Genomic DNA, 20811 nt, shown 5'->3' with positions numbered 1-20811 from the left:
GGGATTTACTGCGAAAGTTTGTTAATGGAAAGGAAGCCGCCAAAGTTGCCGACATTATTGCGGAACTTACAGCCACTCAGGCATTTGCTGCATTTATCCTTCGTGATATCGGACGTCGGCTGGTCATATTCATCCGCGACAGCCGGACCGTGATAACCGCACTCATCACCGCGATAGATCCAGGTGCAGGTATTAGCCAGCATGATGCGCCCCGGAAAAACAGCACCATCCGTTTCAGTCGGCGTGGACAGTACAAAAGAGGCACTCACCGCGCTCAGTTCGCTGCACTGTTCGATGCGCCAGCGGCTGATCACCTCCTGCTCCGGATCGGCGTCGCTGTTTCCGTTAACGAAGTTCACCGCATCCAGAAAACGGGCGTAAACCTTACGCCGGACCACCGTTCCGCCGACCAGACTCTGCAGGTCTTCCGCCATACCGGTGACCATGCCGTGCAGGTTAGAGACCGTCAGCGTGGGGCGCGTACTGGTGCCTTTGCCATTCAGTTCAAAACCGCTCCCCTGAATGGGATACGGCTGATACTGTCGCCCCTGCCAGGTGACCGGCTCACCTTTTTCGTTCTGCTCATTACAGAAAAAATAACGTTCTCCACCGACCTCTGTCAGATCGATTTCCCAGAGCACCACGCTGGCCGACTGCTCCGCACGGGTGCATTCATTCAGTGTTTCCTGCCGGATATCCTGCATCAGTTCACCACCTGTTCAAACTCTGCGCTGAACTCAACACGCAGCATACTGACCCGCGACGACCATTTTGCGCAGGTCACCTTTATCTGCCGCCACTCATAAGGCGGCGTCCACAGAAAGGATTTCCAGCCCCCGTGCTCAGCCAGAAACGACTCAAGCGCCGTGGCCTCCCAACGGGGAACAGAAAGCGTCACGCTGTACGTTTTCAGGTCGGCATTCAGCCCGGCAGGCGCTCGCTGAGAATAGCCATCACCAAAGCGCACCTTTCTTACGGAAGGGGCCGAAGCCACATCCATACCGGGTTTCACTTTCCAGCGGAAGGTTTTCATCGTCCACCTCCGGAGAACAGACCACCATCGCGCATCTGCCCGGTCACAACATCCATTGCCGCCTTACGGGCTACGTCATAAACCGCCTTCAGCGCCTGTGGCCCTATCTGACCGTTCGTGCCGTCGTTGTTAATCACCACATGGTTATTCTGCTCAAACTTCCCGGATGCCTGCGAGCGGCTGTCCGCCATGCTGCCCGGTGTACCGACATAACCGCCGGTGGCATAGCCGCGCATCAGCCGGTAGAGATTCCCCACGCCAATCCGGCTGGTTGCCTCCTTAGTGAAGACAAATTCACCACGGTGAACAATCCCCGCTGGCTCATATTTGCCGCCGGTTCCCGTAAATCCTCCGGTCGCAAAATGGAATTTCGCCGCAGCTGCCTGAATGGCTGTACCGCCTGACGCTGATGCGCCGCCACCAACAGCCCCGCCAATGGCGCTGCCGATACTCCCGACAATCCCCACCATTGCCTGCTTAAGCAGAATTTCTGTCATCATGGACAGCACGGAGCGGGTGAAGCTGCGCCAGTTCTGTTCACTGCCGGTCAGCATCGCCGCCATATTCTGCGCAATACCATCAAAGGTCTGCGTGGCTGCACTTTTAACCTGCGACATACTGTCCGTGGCGCTCTCTTCCCACTCACTCCAGCCGGACTTGAGGCCTGCCATCCAGCTCCCGCGAAGCTGGTCTTCAGCCGCCCAGGTCTTTTTCTGCTCTGACATGACGTTATTCAGCGCCAGCGAATTATCGCCATACTGTTCCTTCAGGCGCTGTTCTGTGGCTTCCCGCGCTGCCTGCCGGTCAGTAAGCCCCCGGTTTTTCGCCTCAATGGCTGCCCGTTTTGCCCGTTGTTGCTGTGCGAACTTATCCGCCTGCTGCGCCAGCGCATTCAGGTGCTCCTGATACGTGACCTTATCGCCAAGTACAGCCAGCTGGCGTTTGTACTCCAGCGTCTCATCTTTATGCGCCAGCAGGGATTTCTCCTGTGCGGATAGCTGGCGACGTTGTGCCGCCTCCTCCAGTACCGCGAACTGATTTTCCGCCTTCCACAAATCCCGGCGCTGCTGGCTGATTTTCTCATTCGCTCCGGCATGCTTCTCCAGCGTCCGGAGTTCTGCCTGAAGCGTCAGCAGGGCAGCATGAGCACTGTCTTCCTGACGATCGCCCGCAGACACCTTCACGCCGGACTGTTTCGGCTTTTTCAGCGTCGCTTCATAATCCTTTTTCGCCGCCGCCATCAGCGTGTTGTAATCTGCCTGCAGGATTTTCCCGTCTTTCAGTGCCTTGTTCAGTTCTTCCTGACGGGCGGTATATTTCTCCAGCGGTGTCTGCAGCCGTTCGTAAGCCTTCTGCGCCTCTTCGGTATATTTCAGCCGTGACGCTTCGGTATCGCTCTGCTGCTGCGCATTTTTGTCCTGTTGACTCTGCTGTTCAGCCTTCTTTCGGGCGGCTTTAAGCGCAAGACGGGCCTTTTCACGGTCATCCCAGTAACGCGCCCGCGCTTCATCGTTAACAAAATAATCATCCTTGCGCAGATTCCAGATGTCGTCCGCTTTCTTAAACGCAGCCTCTGCCTTAATCAGCATCTCCTGAGCGGTATCAGGACGACCAATATCCAGCACCGCATCCCACATGGATTTGAATGCCCGTGCTGTCCTGTCTGCCCAGGTTTCCAGCGTGCCCATGTTCTCTTTCAGGCGTCGGGTCTGGTCATCAAACCCTTTCGTTGCGGCCTCGTTCGCCGCCTGCAATGCCCCGGCTTCATCGCCGGAACGCTGCAACTGAGCAACATACGCAATCTGCTCCGCCGTCACGTTATGGAACTGGCGCGCCATCGCCGTCAGCCCCGACGTCGGGTCAGTGGTCAGCTTCCCGAAGGCTTCAGCGACCTTGTCCACCTCCACGCCGGATGCAGAAGAGAAACGCGCCACACTCTGGCTGATGGACGCAATCTGAGCCTCACCGCTTACCCCCGCCTTAACCAGTGCGCTGAGTGACTCGCTGGTCTGGTTAAACGTCAGCCCTGCCGCCTGCCCGGCTCTGGACAGGACCAGCATACGATCTGCCGTCAGCCCCGACTGATTGCCGGAAAGGACCAGCGTTTTGTTGAAATCGGACAGGGTTGAGTTGCCCTGATACCAGGCATACGCCAGCGCACCGGTCGCCACCGCCAGCGAGGTGGCCCCGACCATCGGCAGGGTGATCGCACCGGCAAGCCCCCGGAACATGGGGATCATCCCGCCGAAGGAGTCCTTCACCTGACCCCCCTGTTGCAGCAGGATCAGCCACGGACTTTGCCCGCCTGCAAGCTGCGTGGCCACGTCGGTGAACTGTGCAGGCAGCATACGCATGGCGGCTTTATACTGCCCGACGGAAATCCCCGCTTTCTGTGCAGCCAGCGCCTGCCGGTTCATCGACTGTTCAACGACTGCCGCTGTTTTTTTCGCATCACTTTCCGTACCGGAAAAATGACGCCTGACTCTGGCCATCTGCTCGTCAAATCTGGCCGCATCCAGACTTAAATCAACGACCAGATCGCCTACCGGTTCAGCCATACCGGACTCCTCCTGCGATCCCTTCTGATACTGTCATCAGCATTACGTCATCCTCCGTCATGTCCGCTACATCCGGGGAAGCGGGGATAACTTCTTTCCCGTCCGGGCCAAAACGAACGCCTCCGGCAAGCCCTGCCGCTTTCTGCATCAGCACATCATCTTCAGGCTCTTCGTCAGCCTCACGCCGGTTAAGCAGACTGAAATCCAGCGGATGCATATCCGGATCGCTGAAAAACAGGCTGAGCACGGTATATGTCAGCCCGGAAAAGTGCATATCCAGCAGAACATCATGAAAATAATGGGTACTGTAAAAGCGGTGCCAGTCGGCATACTCCGTGGATGACATCCCGGCAAGCATGGCACGCCAGTCGGGTCGCCCCATCTCACGCGCCAGTTTCAGGGCAAAACTCAGCTCACCGTCGAACACTTTCCCGCAGAAACAGGCTCTGCAGGCCCGGCGTCATCTGCCTGTTCAGGAGCATCATTCACCACAAACTCATACATACCGGACAGCCGGTACACCACGTTTTCAGCATGAGAAATTGCCTCCGTGGGCCAGGTGGTAAGCACTTCCTGCTCAATCTGTTTAACGGCTTCATTCATGGAAGGCAGCTTTGTCTTCTGCGGATGGTTATGCCACAGGGACATCGCCACCACAAAAGCGCCGGTTCTGATGGCGTCTTCCACAGTAAACTTCCGGTTGCTGTCTGACTCCGCCTGTTCTGCCTGTCGTTTCATCAGGGCGAGATGCTCAATACGCTGCAGGGCTGACAGTTCAGAAAGCGTGACGGTCACACCGTTATGTTCAAATGATTCGGTTTTCAGGAACATCGCTGACTCTCCGGATTAACTGGCGGTGACGTTGATTTCTGCAACCGCAGCAAGTTCACCATTACCGGATACGACCAGAATGTTGACCTTGCCTGCAGCAACACCGTTCACGGTGATGGTCATACCACTGACCGACACGGTGGCTTTTGTTTTATCCGCAGACACCGCACGGAAGCTCTTGTCGGTTGCGCCTTCCGGCTGGAATGCCACGGTCAGCGTGGTGCTCTGCCCTTTCACCACCGAGGTGCTGGCAGGCGTCACGGTCATGCCGGTTGCCGCTGTTACCGTGCTGCGATCTTCTGCCATCGACGGACGTCCCACATTGGTGACTTTCACCGTGCGGGTGATCACTTCCTTCGCCGTCACCGCCTTACCGATACTGCTGACCCAGCCACGGAACACATCGACCGTGCCGTTCGGGAAGCGGATTTTATAGGCACGGGTATCACCTTCATTAAACCACGCCAGCAGCGCCTGCTGCCCCTGCTCTCCGGGCATCCACGCCAGCGTGAAGCTGGTATCTCCGGCTGACTTCTGCCCCTGTCCGGTCGCGGTCCAGTCCGCATCTTCATCATCGAGATAACTGTCGTCATAGGACTCAGCGGTCAGTTCGCCGGGCGTCAGGTCTTTAACTTTTGCCAGACGCGACCAGTCAACGTCTGAAAGCGGGTTTGCATAAGGGTCGCCGCTCCCGTTATAAACCCACAGGGTGGTTCCGGCACCTTTCACCGGTATTGCTGGATTTGGTACAGGCATATCGTCCTCACATTTCATAGGTAATGACATAAGTCAGATCGGCTGAACTCCACAGGCCCGCATCATCGTCGCGCCGGTAGTCATAGCCACTGGCCACCATACTGGTGATCAAATCTGACAGTGCCGGGATATCGCTCATCACCGGATAAATCCGGGACTCCATCCACGAATCCAGCTCTGAATCCGGCACCTGAGCAGGCAGGAAAACTTCAATATGCAGCTCCGCCTGCCAGGTATCGCTGTCCAGCTCTTCGCCCGTGTATTCAGCGCCGGTGAGATAAACGGCAATTGCCGGAAAATCTTCCTCATCAAAAACAGCGGGGCGACCATCAAAAAGCGTCGCCCCGGTGTCATGCTTCTCCAGTGCATCCAGTACGGCTGCACGGAGTTCAGTATGTTTCATCGCTTTATTACCATTCTCAGTTGATGCTGCAGCGCATAGCCCAGCTCTTTCGGAAGACGTTCACGCCGTATCCGTTCAATATTCTGTTTAAACGCCGTGGTCAGCGGCACCGCCATCGGGATTTTCACCACATCAATGGGGTAACGGTTTTTCCCGGCCACACGCTGCATAACATGCCACCGGCCATTTTTCAGTTGCTGAATAAACGCGCCGGGAATACGACGGTTACCCACCACAAGCACGCTGCCGCCACCTTTCAGGGATGAACGCTGCCCCTTTTTACGACGCCTGCGGCGGGACAGGACAACCCGCGCATTACCCAGCCTGATTACGGGCAAATCCCCCCGGTTAACTTTGATTCTGGCCTGCGGATTTTTGACCGTGGCCCTTTTCAGCCTGGCCCTTTCCTTTACCAGTTTCCGGCGTACCTTTGTCTCACGGGCAACCTGTGACGCAGACTGCGATATCGCGGATGAAGCAACGCGGTTAATGGCCATTGCGGCGGCACCAGGCACCGCCGTTTTGCTGATACGGCTGAGGTTTTCAACGGCCTGCTCAAGACCTTTTATGGCCATACATCCCCCTTTCAGCGGCGACGGTTAACGGCAGGCGGTACGCCCCGTCCAAGCCAGAGATGACAACTTCCGCCATCATCCGGCGAAACCCGATCTACCCAGAAATTTTCCTCACCGATGGTCAGCGTGTCTCCACGCCGCAGCTGCCGCACCTCATCAGTCCGGACAAACAGGGACGGGCTGGAGCCTTCAACGCGCACGCCCTGTCCGGCATAGCTGATATTTTCAGGGTCATCAAAAACACCACGTATTACTGCGCCGGACTGCTCACCGGATGTCATGGTGGCTGACGTTCCCATGTACCCGCGTATCGTTTCATCGGCGCGGGCAATGGCAGCATCGAACAGGTTATCGAAATCAGCCACAGCGCCTCCCGTTATTGCATTCTGGCCAGGCCGCGCTCTGTCATTTCGGCTGCCACACCGGCAGAGACACGAAACGCCGTTCCCGGCAGCACAAATGCCACAGCCTCATCCCGCGTGGCGTGAAGTGCATCAGTATGCAGCGTCACCAGTGCCACAACCGTGACCAGATCAGCCGTATCAGTCACGGTATCCGGCTGCGCTGATACAACCTCATTTTCATGTCCGGTCAGCACATTTTCCGGGCTGAGAGGGGTATCCTGACCGGCAGTGTCGCCCGTGTCATCAAGCTCTTCTTCCAGCTCTGCCACACGGAGCGCCAGTTCTTCTTTCGTCCCCGTCAGGCTGACATCACGGTTCAGTTGTTCACCCAGCGACCGGAGACGGGCAATCAGTTCATCTTTCGTCATGGACTCCTCCACAGAGAGAAAATGGCCCCGAAGGGCCATGATTACGCCAGTTGTACGGACACGAACTCATCAGGGTCAGCCAGCAGCATCAGCGGTGCTGACTGAATCATGGTGAACTCACGCGCCGGGTCGCCGGTGGTCACCCAGTTTTTCGGGTAACGGGCAGAGGCGTTAATGCCTTCGCGCTGTGCGTCCGCATCCTGAATGCAACCATAGGTGCGCAGACCGCGTGCCTGAGTGTTCCCCAGCACCATCGTGTTGTCCGGCAGGAAGTTCTTTTTGACGCCGTTTTCCACGTACTGTCCGGAATACACGACGATGGCCACATCGCCATACATTCCCTTATAAGACACCGCTTTGCCCAGGTCTTTTACCGCTGTCTCCAGCTCGGAATGAGAGCCGCGACGGGTATCCAGCTTCTCCCTGACGGCCTTGAAGGAACGGAACAGCGCCCAGCCTTTCGGATCAAACACGATGATATTCACCACACCGCTGGCGTTCAGCGCGTAGGCTTCGATATCGTCGGTCGGGTCATACGTGGACTTGTCACGCTTGCTCCACTCCGTGCCGCCGGACTGCGTGATGTTATTCGCCGCACTGCGGCCCATATCCACCTCAACCGGATCGAAGGCTTCACCGGTCATGGTGTATTTGCCCTTAAGCACGGCAGAAACTGCCTGCATCTCTTCGACCTGGGCAATCGCCAGATTTTCATCCAGCATATTCTGCCGAATAATACGGCGACGACGGTAAGCCGGGTCAGCCAGGTTCTGCGGATCTTCATCCGGCAGGCGACGCAGGGTCATCTGCGGATTCACCTCATGCTTCGGCTTGACATAACCCGGCGTAAATTCAGAGGTGGAGCCGCCACGGGATCGGATAACCTCACCGGAAACAATCGGCGAAACGTACAGCGCCATGTTTACCAGTCCCGGAATTTGTGAGAGATAGACTTTTTCCGTGGTGAAAGGATAGGTTTCACGGAAAAAGAGACGCAGAAACAGCGGATCGAACTTAAAGTGATGCTGGGTCGATGCCAGTAATTCTGCAGTTGTATATACAGACATAAATTATTTCCATAAAAAAAGCCGCACAGGCGGCCTTTGTTGATGAAGGGGAAGATTAAACGATGCTGATTGCCGTTCCGGCAAACGCGGTCCGTTTTTTAGTCTCGTCGCTGGCAGCCTCCGGCCAGAGCACATCCTCATAACGGAACGAGCCGGACTTGTAGAACGTCAGTGTGGTGCTGGTCTGGTCAGCAGCAACCGCCAGAATGCCAACGGCTGCACCGTCGGTGGTGCCATCCCACACAACCAGCTTACGGGTAGTGCCATCCAGCATCAGCGGGGTCATTGCAGGCGTTTTCGCACTCAATCCGCCAGGCGCAATTGCTGTATGAGCCGGATCACTGTTACCCAGCGGCTGGTAATGGTTAAACTCTTCTTTTGACGCCATAACTGCCTCTTATACCGGTAAAGCTTCAGGTGTATTAAGTAATTCTTTATTGGTATCAGATGCCAGGTTACCTGCAGCCAGCGGTGCCGGTGCACCCTGCATCAGACGATCCAGCGCAGTGTCACTGCGCGCCTGTGCACTCTGTGGTGCTGCGGCCAGAATGCGGCGGGCCGTTTCCACGGTCATTCCGGGGGTTTCTGCCAGAACGCGCGCCTGTTCTTCGCGTCCGTGAGCCTCCTCACAGTTGAGGATCCCCATAATGCGGCTGTTTTCTGCCGCAACCGCTGCGGTGATCTGCGCGTTCACGTCCGGCTGCGCCGCGCTGGCGTTTTCGCCCTCCGTAGCTGGCACCACGTCAGTAACGTCAGCCTGCGAAGCGGTGGCTGAAACAGTTGTTGATTGAGTCTCTTTGGTCATTCGCCCTCCTGAGAGACGGGATTTACGTGCATCCAGTGCATCACGCATAACGGTGATCGCATCGGTGCTGTTGACAAGTTCATCAGCCAGTCCGGCATCAATGGCCTCCTGACCGCTGTACACTGCAGCCTCTGTATCCAGCACAGCCTGCACAGACAGGCCGGTATATGCCGACACCTTCTGCGCAAACATCCGGCGGGTTGCATCCATCCGGGACTGCAGTGTCTCCCGGACGTCATCCGGAAGATGGCTGTAGGGGTTGCCATCCACCTTATGGCTGCCGCTGTAAATCAGCGTGATTTCCACACCCTGTTTCTCCAGCGCAGCACCGTAATTACTGTGAGCCATCATGACGCCGATGGAGCCTGTCCGGGCGGTCTGCGTGACCAGACGCCGGGAGGCGGCACTGGCAAGCAGCTGACCTGCACTGCAGTTCATATCGTTGGCCAGCGCCCATACCGGTTTTATGTCACGCACACGGGCAATGATGTCAGCGCAGTCAAATGCTCCCGCCACCATTCCGCCTGGCGTGTCCATATCGAGCAGAATGCCGTCCACCATCGGGTCGCTGGCAGCCTGTTGCAGACGGGCGATAATGCCGTTGTAACCGGTCATCCCCGAATACGGCTGCAGCGCCCGCGTCCGGCTGACCAGCGTGCCGGACACCGGCAGCACGGCGATGCCGTTCATGACCTGATAACTGCGGGCCTGTCGTGGTCCGTCATCATCACCGGATAATGCCAGCGTCGCGAGTGCCTCCTGGGCAGTCAGGCTGTCGCCGGACACCGCATCCGTCAGGCGGCTGATCCCAAGCTGGCCTGCAAGCGCACAAAAGAAAACCCGCGCATAAGCGGGTTCAAGCATCAGCGGCTCATTAAAGGCCATACTGGCAATATGCGGGAGATTACGCAGCTCTGCTGTCACTCTTCTCCTCCTCTGTTGATTGTCGCAGCCCGGATTCAAATGCTGCAGCCGCCCAGGCGGGCGGTTTAAGACCAGCCGCGCGGCGCTCCATCGTTTCACGGACCTGCTGGGCAAAAATTTCCTGATAGTCGTCACCGCGTTTCGCGCACTCTTTCTCGTAGGTGCTCAGTCCGGCTTCTATCAGCATCACCGCTTCCTGAACTTCTTTCAGACCATCGATGGCCATACGACCGGAGCCTATCCAGTCACAGTTCCCCCAGGCACTTCGGGCTTCCTGAAAACTGAAGCGCGCTTTTGAAGGTAACGTCACCACGCGGCGAACGATGGCCTCTTCCAGCCAGCACAGAAACATCTGGCTCGCCTGACGGGATGCGACGAATTTTCGCCGTCCCATAAAGTGCGCCCACGACTCGTTCGCGCTGGCCCGTGCCGTGGAGTAGCTCATCTGGGCGTAATTCCGGGAAAGCTGCTCATATGAGACACCCAGGCCGGCAGCGATATACCGCAGCAGTGACTGCTCAAACACGGAGTAGCCGTTATCCGTGTCCTGAGCCGTCTGCAGGTTCAGTGAGTCACCCGGCATCAGGTGCGGCACTTTTGCGCCTCCCAGCCGGACCGGTGCTGCGGCGTAATACGCGGCAATTTCACCAATCCAGCCGGTCAGCCTTTCCCGCTGCTCCTGACTGTTCGCGCCCAGAATAAAATCCATCGCTGACTGCGTATCCAGCTCACTTTCAATGGTGGCGGCATACATCGCCTTCACAATGGCGCTCTGCAGCTGCGTGTTCTGCAGCGTGTCGAGCATCTTCATCTGCTCCATCACGCTGTAAAACACATTTGCACCGCGAGTCTGCCCGTCCTCCACGGGTTCAAAAACGTGAATGAACGAGGCGCGCCCGCCGGGTAACTCACGGGGTATCCATGTCCATTTCTGCGGCATCCAGCCAGGATAGCCGTCCTCGCTGACGTAATATCCCAGCGCCGCACCGCTGTCATTAATCTGCACACCGGCACGGCAGTTCCGGCTGTCGCCGGTATTGTTCGGGTTGCTGATGCGCTTCGGGCTGACCATCCGGAACTGTGTCCGGAAAAGCCGCGATGAACTGGTATCCCAGGTGGCCTGAACGAACAGTTCACCGTTAAAGGCGTGCATGGCCACACCTTCCCGAATCATCATGGTAAACGTGCGTTTTCGCTCAACGTCAATGCAGCAGCAGTCATCCTCGGCAAACTCTTTCCATGCCGCTTCAACCTCGCGGGAAAAGGCACGGGCTTCTTCCTCCCCGATGCCCAGATAGCGCCAGCTTGGGCGATGACTGAGCCGGAAAAAAGATCCGACGATATGATCCTGATGCAGCTGGATGGCGTTGGCGGCATAGCCGTTATTGCGTACCAGATCGTCTGCGCGGGCATTGCCACGGGTAAAGTTGGGCAACAGGGCTGCATCCACACTTTCACTCGGTGGGTTCCACGCCCGCAACTGCCCTCCAAATCCGCTGCCACCGCCGTGATAACCGGCATATTCGCGCAGCGATGTCATGCCGTCCGGCCCCAGAAGAGTGGGAATGGTGGGCGTTTTCATACATAAAATCCTGCAGGTCCCCTGCGTCGCTGTGTCATGCCGGTCTGCACTTCCAGCTCCGCAATGTATTTTTTCAGGTCAGACACGGAAGTGGCCGTAAACTCCACTCTCCGTCCGTCTTTCTGTACCGTTGCCACCCGTTTTCCTGTCATCAGGTCATGCAGTGCCGCACGGGCAGCGGCAAGTTCTTCCTGTCGCGTCATTCATCCTCTCCGGATAAGGCACGGGCGTAATCTGCCAGTGTTTTCTTGTTGGTTGCTGCACCATCCTCTTCCTGCAGGCTCGCCAGCAGCGCACTGAGATCCAGCTGCCAGCGGGAAATACTGATGCGCAGCGCCGCCAGCGCATAAACGAAGCAGTCGAGTGCCTCATTGCGTCGCTTTTTGCTGTCCCACAGTATTTTTTTCCTGCCATCCACCCATTTTTCGACCTGCTCTTCAGCAGTCAGCTGCTGCGCTTCGGTCAGATCAAAAATATCCGGGTTATTCGGGAAGTGAACGGCACCGGGAAGCGGTTCATCCCCTTCCGGCATCAGTGTGAAGCGGTTATAAATCTGCTCTTTCGCGGTATCCGTACCAATTTCGGTAAGGTAAACCCCGTTTTTGTTTCGCTTACGTGGCATGCTGGCCACCGGCTTTCCGTAGACGGATGCCCCTTTAATGGGGATCACCCGGAACAGCCCATGTTTTTTCGAGCGTTCATACACAATGGTCGGGTCAATCCCGCCAGTATCCCAGCAGATACGGGATACCGACATTTCTGCACCATTCCGGCGGGTATAGGTTTTATTGATGGCCTCATCCACACGCAGCAGCGTCTGTTCATCGTCGTGGCGGCCCATAATAATCTGCCGGTCAATCAGCCAGCTTTCCTCACCCGGCCCCCATCCCCATACGCGCATTTCGTAGCGATCCAGCTGGGAATCGATACCGGCAGTCAGGTAAGCCACACGGTCAGGAACGGGCGCTGAATAATGCTCTTTCCGCTCTGCCATCACTTCAGCATCCGGACGTTCGCCGATTTTCGCTTCCCACGTCTCACCGAGCGTGGTGTTCACGAAGGTTTTACGTTTTCCCGTATCCCCTTTCGTTTTCATCCAGTCTTTGACAATCTGCACCCAGGTGGTGAACGGGCTGTACGCCGTCCAGATGTGAAAGGTCACACTGTCCGGCGGCTCAATCTCTTCACCGGATGACGAAAACCAGAGAATGCCATCACGGGTCCAGATCCCGGTCTTTTCGCAGATATAACGGGCATCAGTAAAGTCCAGCTCCTGCTGGCGGATGACGCAGGCATTATGCTCGCAGAGATAAAACACGCTGGAGGGATCATCCGGCGTCCATTTGAGGCCAAACGGCGTCTCTTTATCGCCAAATTTAAGGTACTGCTCCTCCCCGCAGTGCGGGCAGGCAACATGAAAACGCATAAAATGCGGGGATTCACTGGCTGCACGCTCAATCTGGCAGGTGCCTCTCACTTTGGGCGTGGAGCCACGGATGGACTTTGGCCAGACCGAGCCTTCAATACGCTTGTCACCCAGGAACGTCGGAGAGCCTTCCTGTTCAATATCATCATCAAAAGCAGCAAGTTCATCATAACCCGCCACATCCACCGACTTTTCACGGTAGTTTTTTGCCGCTTTACCGCCCAGGCACCAGAAGCCACGCCCATTGGTGAAACGCTTCATGGTGAGCGTGTTATCCCGGTGCTTTTTGCCATACCACGGGGCCAGCGCCAGCAGCGACGGAATATCGCGGATGGTCGGCTCAACGTGGGTTTTCATAAAGTTCTCGGCATCACCATCCGTCGGCAACCAGATAAGGGTGTTGCGCTGCTTATGCTCTATGAAGTAGGCATAAACACCCAGCAGCATTTTGGAATAACCAACACGGGCAGACTTCACCACATTCACCTCACGGATGTAGTCGCTGCCCATCGCATTCATGATGGCCCGCTGAAAGGGCAGTGTTTCCCAGCGCCCTTCCTGGTATGCGGATTCTTTCGGGAGATAGTAATTGGCATCCGCCCATTCAACGGCGGTCTGTGGCTCCGGCCTGAACAGTGAGCGAAGCCCGGCGCGGACAAAATGCCGCAGCCTGTTAACCTGACTGTTCGATATATTCACTCAGCAACCCCGGTATCAGTTCATCCAGCGCGGCTGCTTTGTTCATGGCTTTGATGATATCCCGTTTCAGGAAATCAACATGTCGGTTTTCCAGTTCAGGAAAACGCCGCTGCACCGACAGGGGGATCCCGTCGAGAATACTGGCAATTTCACCTGCGATCCGCGACAGCACGAAAGTACAGAATGCGGTTTCCACCACCTCAGCGGAGTCTCTGGCATTTTTCAGCTCCTGTGCGTCGGCCTGCGCACGCGTAAGTCGATGACGTTCGTACTCAATAGTCCCTGGCTGGAGATCTGTCTCGCTGGCCTGCCGCAGTTCTTCAACTTCCCGGCGCAGCTTTTCGTTCTCAATTTCAGCATCCCTTTCGGCATACCATTTTATGGCGGCGGCAGAGTCATAAAGCACCTCATTACCCTTGCCCCCCCCCCGCAGAACGGGCATTCCCTGCTCCTGCCAGTTCTGAATGGTACGGATACTCGCGCCGAAAATGTCAGCCAGCTGCTTTTTGTTGACTTCCATTGTTCATTCCACGGACAAAAACAGAGAAAGGAAACGACAGAGGCCCAAAAGTTCGTTTTCAGCACCTGTCGTTTCCTTTCTTTTCAGGGGGTATTTTAAATAAAAACATTAAGTTACGACGAAGAAGAACGGAAACGCCTTAAACCGGAAAATTTTCATAAATAGCGAAAACCCGCGAGGTCGCCGCCCCGTAACCTGTCGGATCGCCGGAAAGGACCCGCAAAATGATAATAATTATCATCTACATGTCACAACGTGCATCTACGCCATCAAACCACGTCAAATAATCAATTATGACGCAGGTATCGTATTAATTGATCTGCATCAACTTAACGTAAAAACAACTTCAGACAATACAAATCAGCGACACTGAATACAGGGCAACCTCATGTCAACGAAGAACAGAACCCGCAGAACAACAACCCGCAACATCCGCTTTCCTAACCAAATGATTGAACAAATTAACATCGCTCTTGTTCAAAAAGGGTCCGGGAATTTCTCAGCCTGGGTCATTGAAGCCTGCCGCCGGAGACTGTGCTCAGAAAAAAGAGTTTCGCCTGAAGCAAACAAAGAAAAGAGTGACATTACTGAATTGCTCAGAAAACAGGTCAGACCAGATTGAAGCAATTTAGATAATCGTGCAGACTACGCCCCATCATATCACATGGAAGGTACTACAATGGCTCAGGTTGCCATTTTTAAACAAATATTCGATAAAGTGCGAAATAATTTAAACTATCACTGGTTTTATTCTGAACTAAAACGTCACAATGTCTCACATTACATTTACTATTTAGCCACAGAGAATATTCATCTTGTTCTTGAAAACGATAATACGGTTTTAATAAAAGGACAGGGTAAGGTTGTAAATGTAAGATTTTCAAAAAATAAATGCCTTATAGAAGCCACCTTAAAAGGATTCAAATCAGGAGAGTTATCATTTTACGAATACAGGAAAAATCTTGCTACAGCAGGGGTTTTCAGATGGATTACAAATATCCACGAAAACAAAAGGTATTACTATACCTTTGATAATTCATTACTATTTACTGAGAACATTCAGAACACTACACAAATATTTCCGCACTAAATCATAACGTCCGGTTTCTTCCGCGCCAGAACCGGACTCGCTGGCATGATGAAATATGTGTACCCGGTAACCCCGGTGTGCATCGTTTTTGATTATTCCCGCACACTCACGCAGAAGGAATTCCCCGTCGGGCTACGGTCTCTGTTAATACGGGAATACGGCGACGATACAGCGCATGATGTGTCAGGCTTGAATACCTTTATCCTTTAAAAGGGATATCAGTTAAGTTATCCCGTGTAGGGTATAAGCCATTATCAAAGCCACTCTGTAGGGAATGGCTTTTGTGATGGCATCACTTACTCTTTACGCTGCTATCCCACTCATCCCGGAATTTTGATGGGTTATTGAAACCTTCTGCTGACATAACAACTCCTTCAATGTTTGGCTGAAATTAGGATGTCTTTCCATCAGTCCGCCACCACAAAGAATCTTTTTTGCCATAAGGCAGGAGGTTCATCTTTCAGTGGCTGCCGGTGTTATTTCCCCACTTACTGGCTTGGGTTGTTTCGTGGTACTGCCGTTAACTGGTGGCCCAGAATAAATTCCGGTTTCATTATCAAGCCCACCCGTAAATGGGCTTTGTAATGGCTACTTCACTTTTGCTTTTGCTTTTGCTTTTGCTTTTGCTTCCGCTCGCTTACGCCGGCGCTCTTCTTTCCTCTCGGCTTTTGCCATGTCCATGAATGCCTGCATGATCGAGTTCCGCATCATGTAGCTAACAAAGTGATGATTGACACAGCCGTTGAGGCGCAGCTGCTCGCCAAACTCATCCACCGAGGCCAATGCTTCCATCATGCCCTTCTCGCCTTTCATGAACTCTGAGAAGTCGCGCCCCGCTCTGGAGGCGCATTCAATAACCCGATCACTCATCCCGGAAGCCCGGGGATCGTAATCTGCAGCTGGTTAGCCAGGGAGTTAATCTCAGCGACCAACACTGGCTTCGTATAGCGCCATGCTGCCAGCCCTTGTCCGCAGAAGCTCGCCATGTCTTTCTTCTGGTCAAACTCATGACATTTCATGTTGAGCTGCGCACTTAAGCTGTTGCGATGCTGAAGTTCTCCGGTGAAGTAGTCATCGAGGACTTTATAGGCCGCGTACTTGAACCCGGGGTTTAACCAAGCCGCATAATCGTAAGCAACAAACTTCCCGCCATATGTTCCACCGTGTACACCGCGCTCAGTAAAAACCACAGATTCGTGGTTTTTCTCCAGCTCGGCTAAGAACTCTTTGGTCTGCTTGTTTCGCAGGTAGTGGTAAGGCGATTCAGATTCACTTTTACCACTGGCTTTCCACATATCAGTGAGGCAGATCATGCCATCTTCACCGATACGAATTGGTTGATTGAAGAGGGTTAATGATTTCATAGCGTGTACCTACTCTTTGAAATGAACCTTTGCCGCACAGGAAACCAGCCCACCGAGGCTCGCCAGCACTAACTGGTATCCTCAAAGGCCCATTCCAAAGGGGCAGGTTCGGTGTAAAAAACATGCGTTGCGGTACGCATTTATTGCAAAAAGCCCCGCATCGCGAGGCTCATTAAATGGACTTTGTGATTTGCAAAAAAATTATTTCAGGCATTGCGTCCTGATGTATTCCTGCAGGTAGTTAACCTGCGCGGTTATCTTGTCGATTCCACTTCGGAGACGGTAATAATTGAGTTCAGCATCTGCTGTAAGTCCTGGGCTTTCTCCATCGCCCATGCCGCTGGCTCCGGTCGTTGACTTTGCACAGGTGGCGGCGACTTGCAGGCGCTTACGCCCAGCAGAAACATCAGCACGGAGACTTTCGATAGTCGCGTTAGCATCAGCAAGCTCCTTTGTGTATCTTGCGTCGAGTTCTGCTACATCACGTTGACGCTTCCGCATGTCAGCGATGGTGGCGTTCGCCTTCTCCAGTTCACTGGCCTTGTTATCGCGCTGCTCTTTGTAGGCGATTGCGTTATCACGGTAATGATTAACAGCCAATGACAGGCAGACGATGATGCAGATAACCAGAGCGGAGATAATCGCGGTTACTCTGTTCATTGCTGACCCCACAAACAGATTTCACGCTCAATCTCACGACGAGTCATGAGACCTTTCCATTGCTTACCGCCAGCATATGTCCAGCGACGTAGCTGATCACATGCGCCTTTGATATCGCCCTGGTTTATTTTGCGAAGAAGCGTCGATGTTCTGAAATTGCCAGCGCCCACGTTGTAAACGAACGAGTAAAGAGCGCCGCGCATTGTTTCCGGTATATCAACTTTTATGTACGGGTTAATTTGTCTGGCGACCGTGGCAAGGTCTTTATTCAGGAGGGCTTTGCATTCTGCTTTGGTATACGTTTTACCGAGCATGATGTCTTTTCCTGTATGCCCGTGACATACAGTCCATACACCAACAATATCTTTGTATGGTATGTAGCTGACACCTTCCAGACCATCGTTACCACTTGGGCCAGTGATTAACACTGATGCTATAGCAATTGCTCCGCCACCAATAGCAGCAGCAACGGCTTTTCGTAATGATGGAGGCATTATTCACCTCTCGCAGCCTTGCGCTTATCTTCTTTAATCTTGAAATAAAGGTTTGTCAGGTACGTCAGCAGGCCAAATACCAGGCTACCCAGCACACCTATTGCTGCCCACTGTGAGGGCGTGACTTTATCGAGCAGCTGTAAAAACCAGTAGCCAGCACTGCCTGCGGAGGTGCCGTAGGCAATGCCCGTTGTTAACTTATCCATGGATTTCATAGCCTCACCTCCGCAAATAACGGATGGTGTACACGGTTCGGAACGAAGAGGAAAGGTATAGAAGTTACATTAGCGTAAGGCTTGAACATCTATTCAAAAAGAAAAACGCCAGCGATTATTCTGGCGTAGCTGAAAGCATCATACAATTATCAAATACGAAAATTACAAAATCATTAAAACGCATCACGTTACATCATGTCTTTTTCTAAAAAAAATCTTGATGAATATTGATGGGGAGGAACACCAAAATATCTTCTGAAAACACTTACAAAATATGACGTGTTTTCATAACCGCATATCTCAGCAACTTTTCCAACAGAATATAAATTGTAGCTTAATAACCTTTCCGCCATCACCATTCGCTCTTCAAGAATTAATTTACTAAATGATAAGCCTTCGTGCTTTAATTTTCTTTTTAACAGACTTTCACTCAGATACAGTCTTGAAGATATATCACAAAGTCTCCATGTTGCAGATATATCCGTGTGAATAATAGCCTTAACTTTACTTCCTAAACTATTAAGACATCCAAATAAAAAACTTTGCACTATTTTCTCTGAAGATAAGATAGCAAGACATGCAAGTGATATTTGATTTCTAACAAAATCCACAGTTCTGCCATCACAATTCAAGCATGCAATCAAGTTCTTTAACAATGAAAAATCTTCACATTCCACCATCAAGTATGCCGGATAAAACCTTCTTACAGAAAAAGGTGAGAGTGTGTTGCTTTTAAAGAAATCATTAACTGTTTTCTCTTCAACATCTACGATCATTACATGATCTATATTTGATGAAAAAAAATCTTTTAAATTGTAATCAATGAGAACAGCACTTCCTTTTTTAAACAAAATATCTTCTTTACCAATTCGGACATCAAACGAGTTCAACACCAAAATGATAGAACATATGTATGGCATATTATCCACCTGATATCATTGGGGTTACACCAGGTAAGTATAGGTGGAAAATCAATATTCGCCAGTTCAACAATAAGGAAAATCTCATTGCATCACAAGTATAAAATTATGTATTTAACTCACAAAGACAAATTATTAAACCAATCTGTTATATTATATATAGCTGCGTGGAATCATAATATCATATATTTTGACTGGCATGTTTACCAAATTTAAGTTGCATCTCAATGGTTTCTTCAGCGTAAACAGAGTTTTTATACAAACTGACACTCTGGGTATCATAGTGTAGTTTTTACGATTGTAAATATCCTGTATGCAGGAACTCATCCTTTTGGATGATATCGCATACAATTAATTTACCATCAGTCTTAGAGCCAGTTCGTCCGGATAGGGATCGAAGTAATTCTGTGTAAGCAAGTAATCATTAGGATACTCACCCAGATAATGCTTCAGCAGAGTCAACGGCGCAAGAAGAGGTAATGTGCCAGAACGATAGTTAAGTATAACCTCGCTCAACTCTTTACGCTGGCGTGTACTTAAGTAGTTACTAAAATACCCCTGTATATGCATCAGCACATTCGTGTGATTTTTACGTGATGCAGGTTTTCTGAGAATCGCCATCAGCTTATCACGATACACCTCAAAGTATGGTTCAAGATCCGCCCACTCGTGTATTGCAGCCACAAATGGTCCCATATCTTTATAGCCTGTCTGACTATGCGCCAACAACTGAAGCTTATAACGACTATGAAAAGCCAATAACTCTCTTCTTGATAATTTCTCCTTGTAAAGGTGATTGAGCTCATGCAAAGCAAAAACTCTTTCAACAAAATTCTCACGAAGCACTGGATCATGTAATCGCCCATCCTCTTCAACCGGTAGCCAGGAAAACTTTTCCATCAAAGTGCTCGTAAATAGTCCCACTCCATCTTTACGACCTCGATTACCATTTTCATCATAGACACGCACGCGCTCCATGCCACAGCTGGGAGATTTAGCACAAACCACAAACCCCGATACATCCTTTAATTTGTCCATATAAGAACGACTAAACTCTGTCATTCTCTCTGTCACATCCTCATTCTGGTCGTGGCTGAAACACATCCGTATATTTCCTTGCGTCGAGCGCACAAGACGTAGAGCAGGACGCGGAACTGGCAGCCCTATAGCCATTTCCGGACATACTGGTCTGAATGTTACCCATTCCACTAATTTGTCCATTAAAAAGTCAGCTCTTTTGTGACCACCATCAAAACGAACAGCAGAACCGGCCAAACAACCGCTGATTCCAATCACAGGTTTTTTTATCATATCCTCCCCCTTGACTAATTCATTAACACATAAACTGTGTAGTGCACGGAATAAATTGCCTTTCTGGCGTCATCACTGACAATTTTTCTGTTATGGACTATTCCTAATATAGTATGAAAGTTCTTTAAGTGATCGGTCGTAATCATCTATCTTTCATACTTACTCTCAACTATCAAAAGTACAGGATTTATTATGAAGTTATGGCCTGTGTTGACTGGCATTGCGCTCTCTTTCACTCTTATAGCATGTAAGACCCCGACACCACCTAAAGGTGTGCAGCCGATTACAAATTTTGACGCCAACCGCTACCTCGGAAAATGGTATGAAATAGCTCGCCTCGAGAACCGGTTCGAACGTGGTCTGGAACAGGTCAGCGCTACTTATGGAAAACGGAACGACGGAGGGATTCGTGTACTTAACCGTGGATACGATCCAACGAAAAATAAATGGAGCGAGAGCGAAGGTAAAGCATACTTTACTGGAGATACTAAAACTGCAGCGTTGAAGGTTTCGTTTTTTGGCCCCTTCTATGGTGGCTATAATGTAATCAAACTGGATGATGAGTATAAGTATGCTCTTGTCAGTGGTCCGAACAGAGAATACCTATGGATTCTGGCAAGGACCTCAACTATTCCAGATAAAGTAAAAGCAGACTATGTGCGAACCGCTCAAAAGTTGGGATTCAATGTCAATGAATTATTATGGGTTAAACAATAAAATCCCTACCCGAAATGATACTTATTAGAAAAAAACCAGCCTTTGGGGAGGCTGGCTAAATCAGGAAACAAGCTGTTATATGATAATAA

27 protein-coding genes are annotated in these 20811 nt (G+C 52.0%); 3 read left to right on the top strand and 24 right to left on the bottom strand.

Going from position 1 to position 20811, the window contains the following annotated elements:
• Window positions 1-5: 5 nt before the first annotated feature.
• The 17 genes from A1WG_RS03560 to A1WG_RS03640 are packed head-to-tail and all read right to left on the bottom strand — an operon-like array spanning window position 6 to window position 13951.
• Entirely contained in the window at window positions 6-704 is a 699-nt protein-coding gene (locus A1WG_RS03560) for a phage minor tail protein L (protein WP_001516228.1), read from the bottom strand.
• Window positions 704-1033 (bottom strand): phage tail protein, encoded by a 330-nt coding sequence (locus A1WG_RS03565; protein ID WP_000847332.1) that lies wholly within the window; start codon window positions 1031-1033, stop codon window positions 704-706. The genes A1WG_RS03560 and A1WG_RS03565 overlap by 1 nt, the downstream gene beginning before the upstream one ends.
• The gene (locus tag A1WG_RS03570) at window positions 1030-3591 is read right to left on the bottom strand and encodes a phage tail tape measure protein (protein ID WP_000840308.1); all 2562 of its coding nucleotides are present in this window, start codon (window positions 3589-3591) and stop codon (window positions 1030-1032) included. The genes A1WG_RS03565 and A1WG_RS03570 overlap by 4 nt, the downstream gene beginning before the upstream one ends.
• Window positions 3584-4018 carry a phage tail assembly protein T gene (locus A1WG_RS03575; protein WP_001516227.1) on the bottom strand — a complete coding sequence of 145 codons (435 nt, stop codon included), beginning with the start codon at window positions 4016-4018 and terminating at the stop codon, window positions 3584-3586. Before A1WG_RS03575 ends, A1WG_RS03570 begins: the two co-directional genes overlap by 8 nt.
• Window positions 4000-4422, bottom strand: coding sequence for a phage tail assembly chaperone G (gene gpG, locus A1WG_RS03580; protein ID WP_000479163.1), 423 nt, complete (start codon window positions 4420-4422; stop codon window positions 4000-4002). Before gpG ends, A1WG_RS03575 begins: the two co-directional genes overlap by 19 nt.
• 15 nt (window positions 4423-4437) lie before the next feature.
• Window positions 4438-5178 carry a phage tail protein gene (locus A1WG_RS03585; RefSeq protein ID WP_001516226.1) on the bottom strand — a complete coding sequence of 247 codons (741 nt, stop codon included), beginning with the start codon at window positions 5176-5178 and terminating at the stop codon, window positions 4438-4440.
• Window positions 5179-5185: 7 nt separating this feature from the next.
• The gene (locus tag A1WG_RS03590) at window positions 5186-5581 is read right to left on the bottom strand and encodes a phage minor tail U family protein (protein ID WP_000683145.1); all 396 of its coding nucleotides are present in this window, start codon (window positions 5579-5581) and stop codon (window positions 5186-5188) included.
• Window positions 5578-6156 (bottom strand): phage tail protein, encoded by a 579-nt coding sequence (locus tag A1WG_RS03595; RefSeq protein WP_000975075.1) that lies wholly within the window; start codon window positions 6154-6156, stop codon window positions 5578-5580. The genes A1WG_RS03590 and A1WG_RS03595 overlap by 4 nt, the downstream gene beginning before the upstream one ends.
• An 11-nt stretch (window positions 6157-6167) precedes the next feature.
• A complete protein-coding gene (locus tag A1WG_RS03600; RefSeq protein ID WP_000753007.1) occupies window positions 6168-6521 on the bottom strand; it encodes a head-tail joining protein in 354 nt (117 codons plus the stop codon).
• A gap of 11 nt (window positions 6522-6532) precedes the next feature.
• Complete coding sequence (locus tag A1WG_RS03605) at window positions 6533-6928, bottom strand: DNA-packaging protein FI (RefSeq protein WP_000158916.1); 396 nt, start codon at window positions 6926-6928, stop codon at window positions 6533-6535.
• Window positions 6929-6969: 41 nt separating this feature from the next.
• Window positions 6970-7995 carry a major capsid protein gene (locus A1WG_RS03610; RefSeq protein WP_000118192.1) on the bottom strand — a complete coding sequence of 342 codons (1026 nt, stop codon included), beginning with the start codon at window positions 7993-7995 and terminating at the stop codon, window positions 6970-6972.
• A gap of 55 nt (window positions 7996-8050) precedes the next feature.
• On the bottom strand, window positions 8051-8383 hold the full coding sequence (locus A1WG_RS03615; protein ID WP_000146971.1) for a head decoration protein: 333 nt from the start codon (window positions 8381-8383) through the stop codon (window positions 8051-8053).
• A 9-nt stretch (window positions 8384-8392) separates the two neighbouring features.
• On the bottom strand, window positions 8393-9724 hold the full coding sequence (locus A1WG_RS03620) for a S49 family peptidase (protein WP_001516225.1): 1332 nt from the start codon (window positions 9722-9724) through the stop codon (window positions 8393-8395).
• Window positions 9705-11306, bottom strand: a complete 1602-nt coding sequence (locus A1WG_RS03625) for a phage portal protein (protein WP_001379565.1) — start codon at window positions 11304-11306, stop codon at window positions 9705-9707. The genes A1WG_RS03620 and A1WG_RS03625 overlap by 20 nt, the downstream gene beginning before the upstream one ends.
• The gene (locus A1WG_RS03630) at window positions 11303-11509 is read right to left on the bottom strand and encodes a phage head-tail joining protein (RefSeq protein WP_000198149.1); all 207 of its coding nucleotides are present in this window, start codon (window positions 11507-11509) and stop codon (window positions 11303-11305) included. Before A1WG_RS03630 ends, A1WG_RS03625 begins: the two co-directional genes overlap by 4 nt.
• Window positions 11506-13431, bottom strand: a complete 1926-nt coding sequence (locus A1WG_RS03635; protein ID WP_001516224.1) for a phage terminase large subunit family protein — start codon at window positions 13429-13431, stop codon at window positions 11506-11508. Before A1WG_RS03635 ends, A1WG_RS03630 begins: the two co-directional genes overlap by 4 nt.
• A complete protein-coding gene (locus A1WG_RS03640; RefSeq protein WP_000453558.1) occupies window positions 13406-13951 on the bottom strand; it encodes a DNA-packaging protein in 546 nt (181 codons plus the stop codon). The genes A1WG_RS03635 and A1WG_RS03640 overlap by 26 nt, the downstream gene beginning before the upstream one ends.
• Window positions 13952-14339: 388 nt before the next feature.
• On the opposite strand from A1WG_RS03640, the gene A1WG_RS0122310 reads away from it, so the two are divergent.
• Both A1WG_RS0122310 and A1WG_RS03645 read left to right on the top strand, forming a co-directional pair.
• Entirely contained in the window at window positions 14340-14573 is a 234-nt protein-coding gene (locus A1WG_RS0122310) for a YlcI/YnfO family protein (protein WP_001331705.1), read from the top strand.
• A gap of 57 nt (window positions 14574-14630) precedes the next feature.
• The gene (locus A1WG_RS03645; protein WP_000079508.1) at window positions 14631-15041 is read left to right on the top strand and encodes a DUF1398 domain-containing protein; all 411 of its coding nucleotides are present in this window, start codon (window positions 14631-14633) and stop codon (window positions 15039-15041) included.
• A gap of 588 nt (window positions 15042-15629) precedes the next feature.
• On the opposite strand, the gene A1WG_RS03655 is transcribed toward A1WG_RS03645, so the two are convergent.
• From A1WG_RS03655 to A1WG_RS03685, 7 genes are all read right to left on the bottom strand, one after another.
• On the bottom strand, window positions 15630-15911 hold the full coding sequence (locus A1WG_RS03655) for a hypothetical protein (RefSeq protein ID WP_001516221.1): 282 nt from the start codon (window positions 15909-15911) through the stop codon (window positions 15630-15632).
• Window positions 15908-16405, bottom strand: a complete 498-nt coding sequence (locus A1WG_RS03660) for a KilA-N domain-containing protein (RefSeq protein ID WP_000839225.1) — start codon at window positions 16403-16405, stop codon at window positions 15908-15910. Before A1WG_RS03660 ends, A1WG_RS03655 begins: the two co-directional genes overlap by 4 nt.
• Window positions 16406-16606: 201 nt before the next feature.
• On the bottom strand, window positions 16607-17065 hold the full coding sequence (locus tag A1WG_RS03665) for a lysis protein (protein WP_001082731.1): 459 nt from the start codon (window positions 17063-17065) through the stop codon (window positions 16607-16609).
• Entirely contained in the window at window positions 17062-17559 is a 498-nt protein-coding gene (gene rrrD, locus A1WG_RS03670) for a lysozyme RrrD (protein ID WP_001135277.1), read from the bottom strand. The genes A1WG_RS03665 and rrrD overlap by 4 nt, the downstream gene beginning before the upstream one ends.
• Window positions 17559-17774, bottom strand: coding sequence for a phage lysis protein EssD (essD, locus tag A1WG_RS03675; protein WP_000839582.1), 216 nt, complete (start codon window positions 17772-17774; stop codon window positions 17559-17561). Before essD ends, rrrD begins: the two co-directional genes overlap by 1 nt.
• A 188-nt stretch (window positions 17775-17962) precedes the next feature.
• Window positions 17963-18694 (bottom strand): helix-turn-helix domain-containing protein, encoded by a 732-nt coding sequence (locus tag A1WG_RS03680; protein WP_001146311.1) that lies wholly within the window; start codon window positions 18692-18694, stop codon window positions 17963-17965.
• A gap of 351 nt (window positions 18695-19045) precedes the next feature.
• A complete protein-coding gene (locus A1WG_RS03685; RefSeq protein ID WP_016242627.1) occupies window positions 19046-20005 on the bottom strand; it encodes a YbgA family protein in 960 nt (319 codons plus the stop codon).
• Between the two features lie 192 nt (window positions 20006-20197).
• Here A1WG_RS03685 and A1WG_RS03690 point away from each other — a divergent pair, with 192 nt between their 5' ends.
• Window positions 20198-20722 carry a lipocalin family protein gene (locus A1WG_RS03690; RefSeq protein WP_001516220.1) on the top strand — a complete coding sequence of 175 codons (525 nt, stop codon included), beginning with the start codon at window positions 20198-20200 and terminating at the stop codon, window positions 20720-20722.
• The last annotated feature ends 89 nt before the right edge of the window (window positions 20723-20811 follow it).

This window comes from Escherichia sp. KTE96 (assembly GCF_000408525.1).
Taxonomy (GTDB): domain Bacteria; phylum Pseudomonadota; class Gammaproteobacteria; order Enterobacterales; family Enterobacteriaceae; genus Escherichia; species Escherichia marmotae.
The sequence above is the reverse complement of the archived record's forward strand: the minus strand, read 5'-3'. Positions and strand labels throughout refer to the sequence as shown.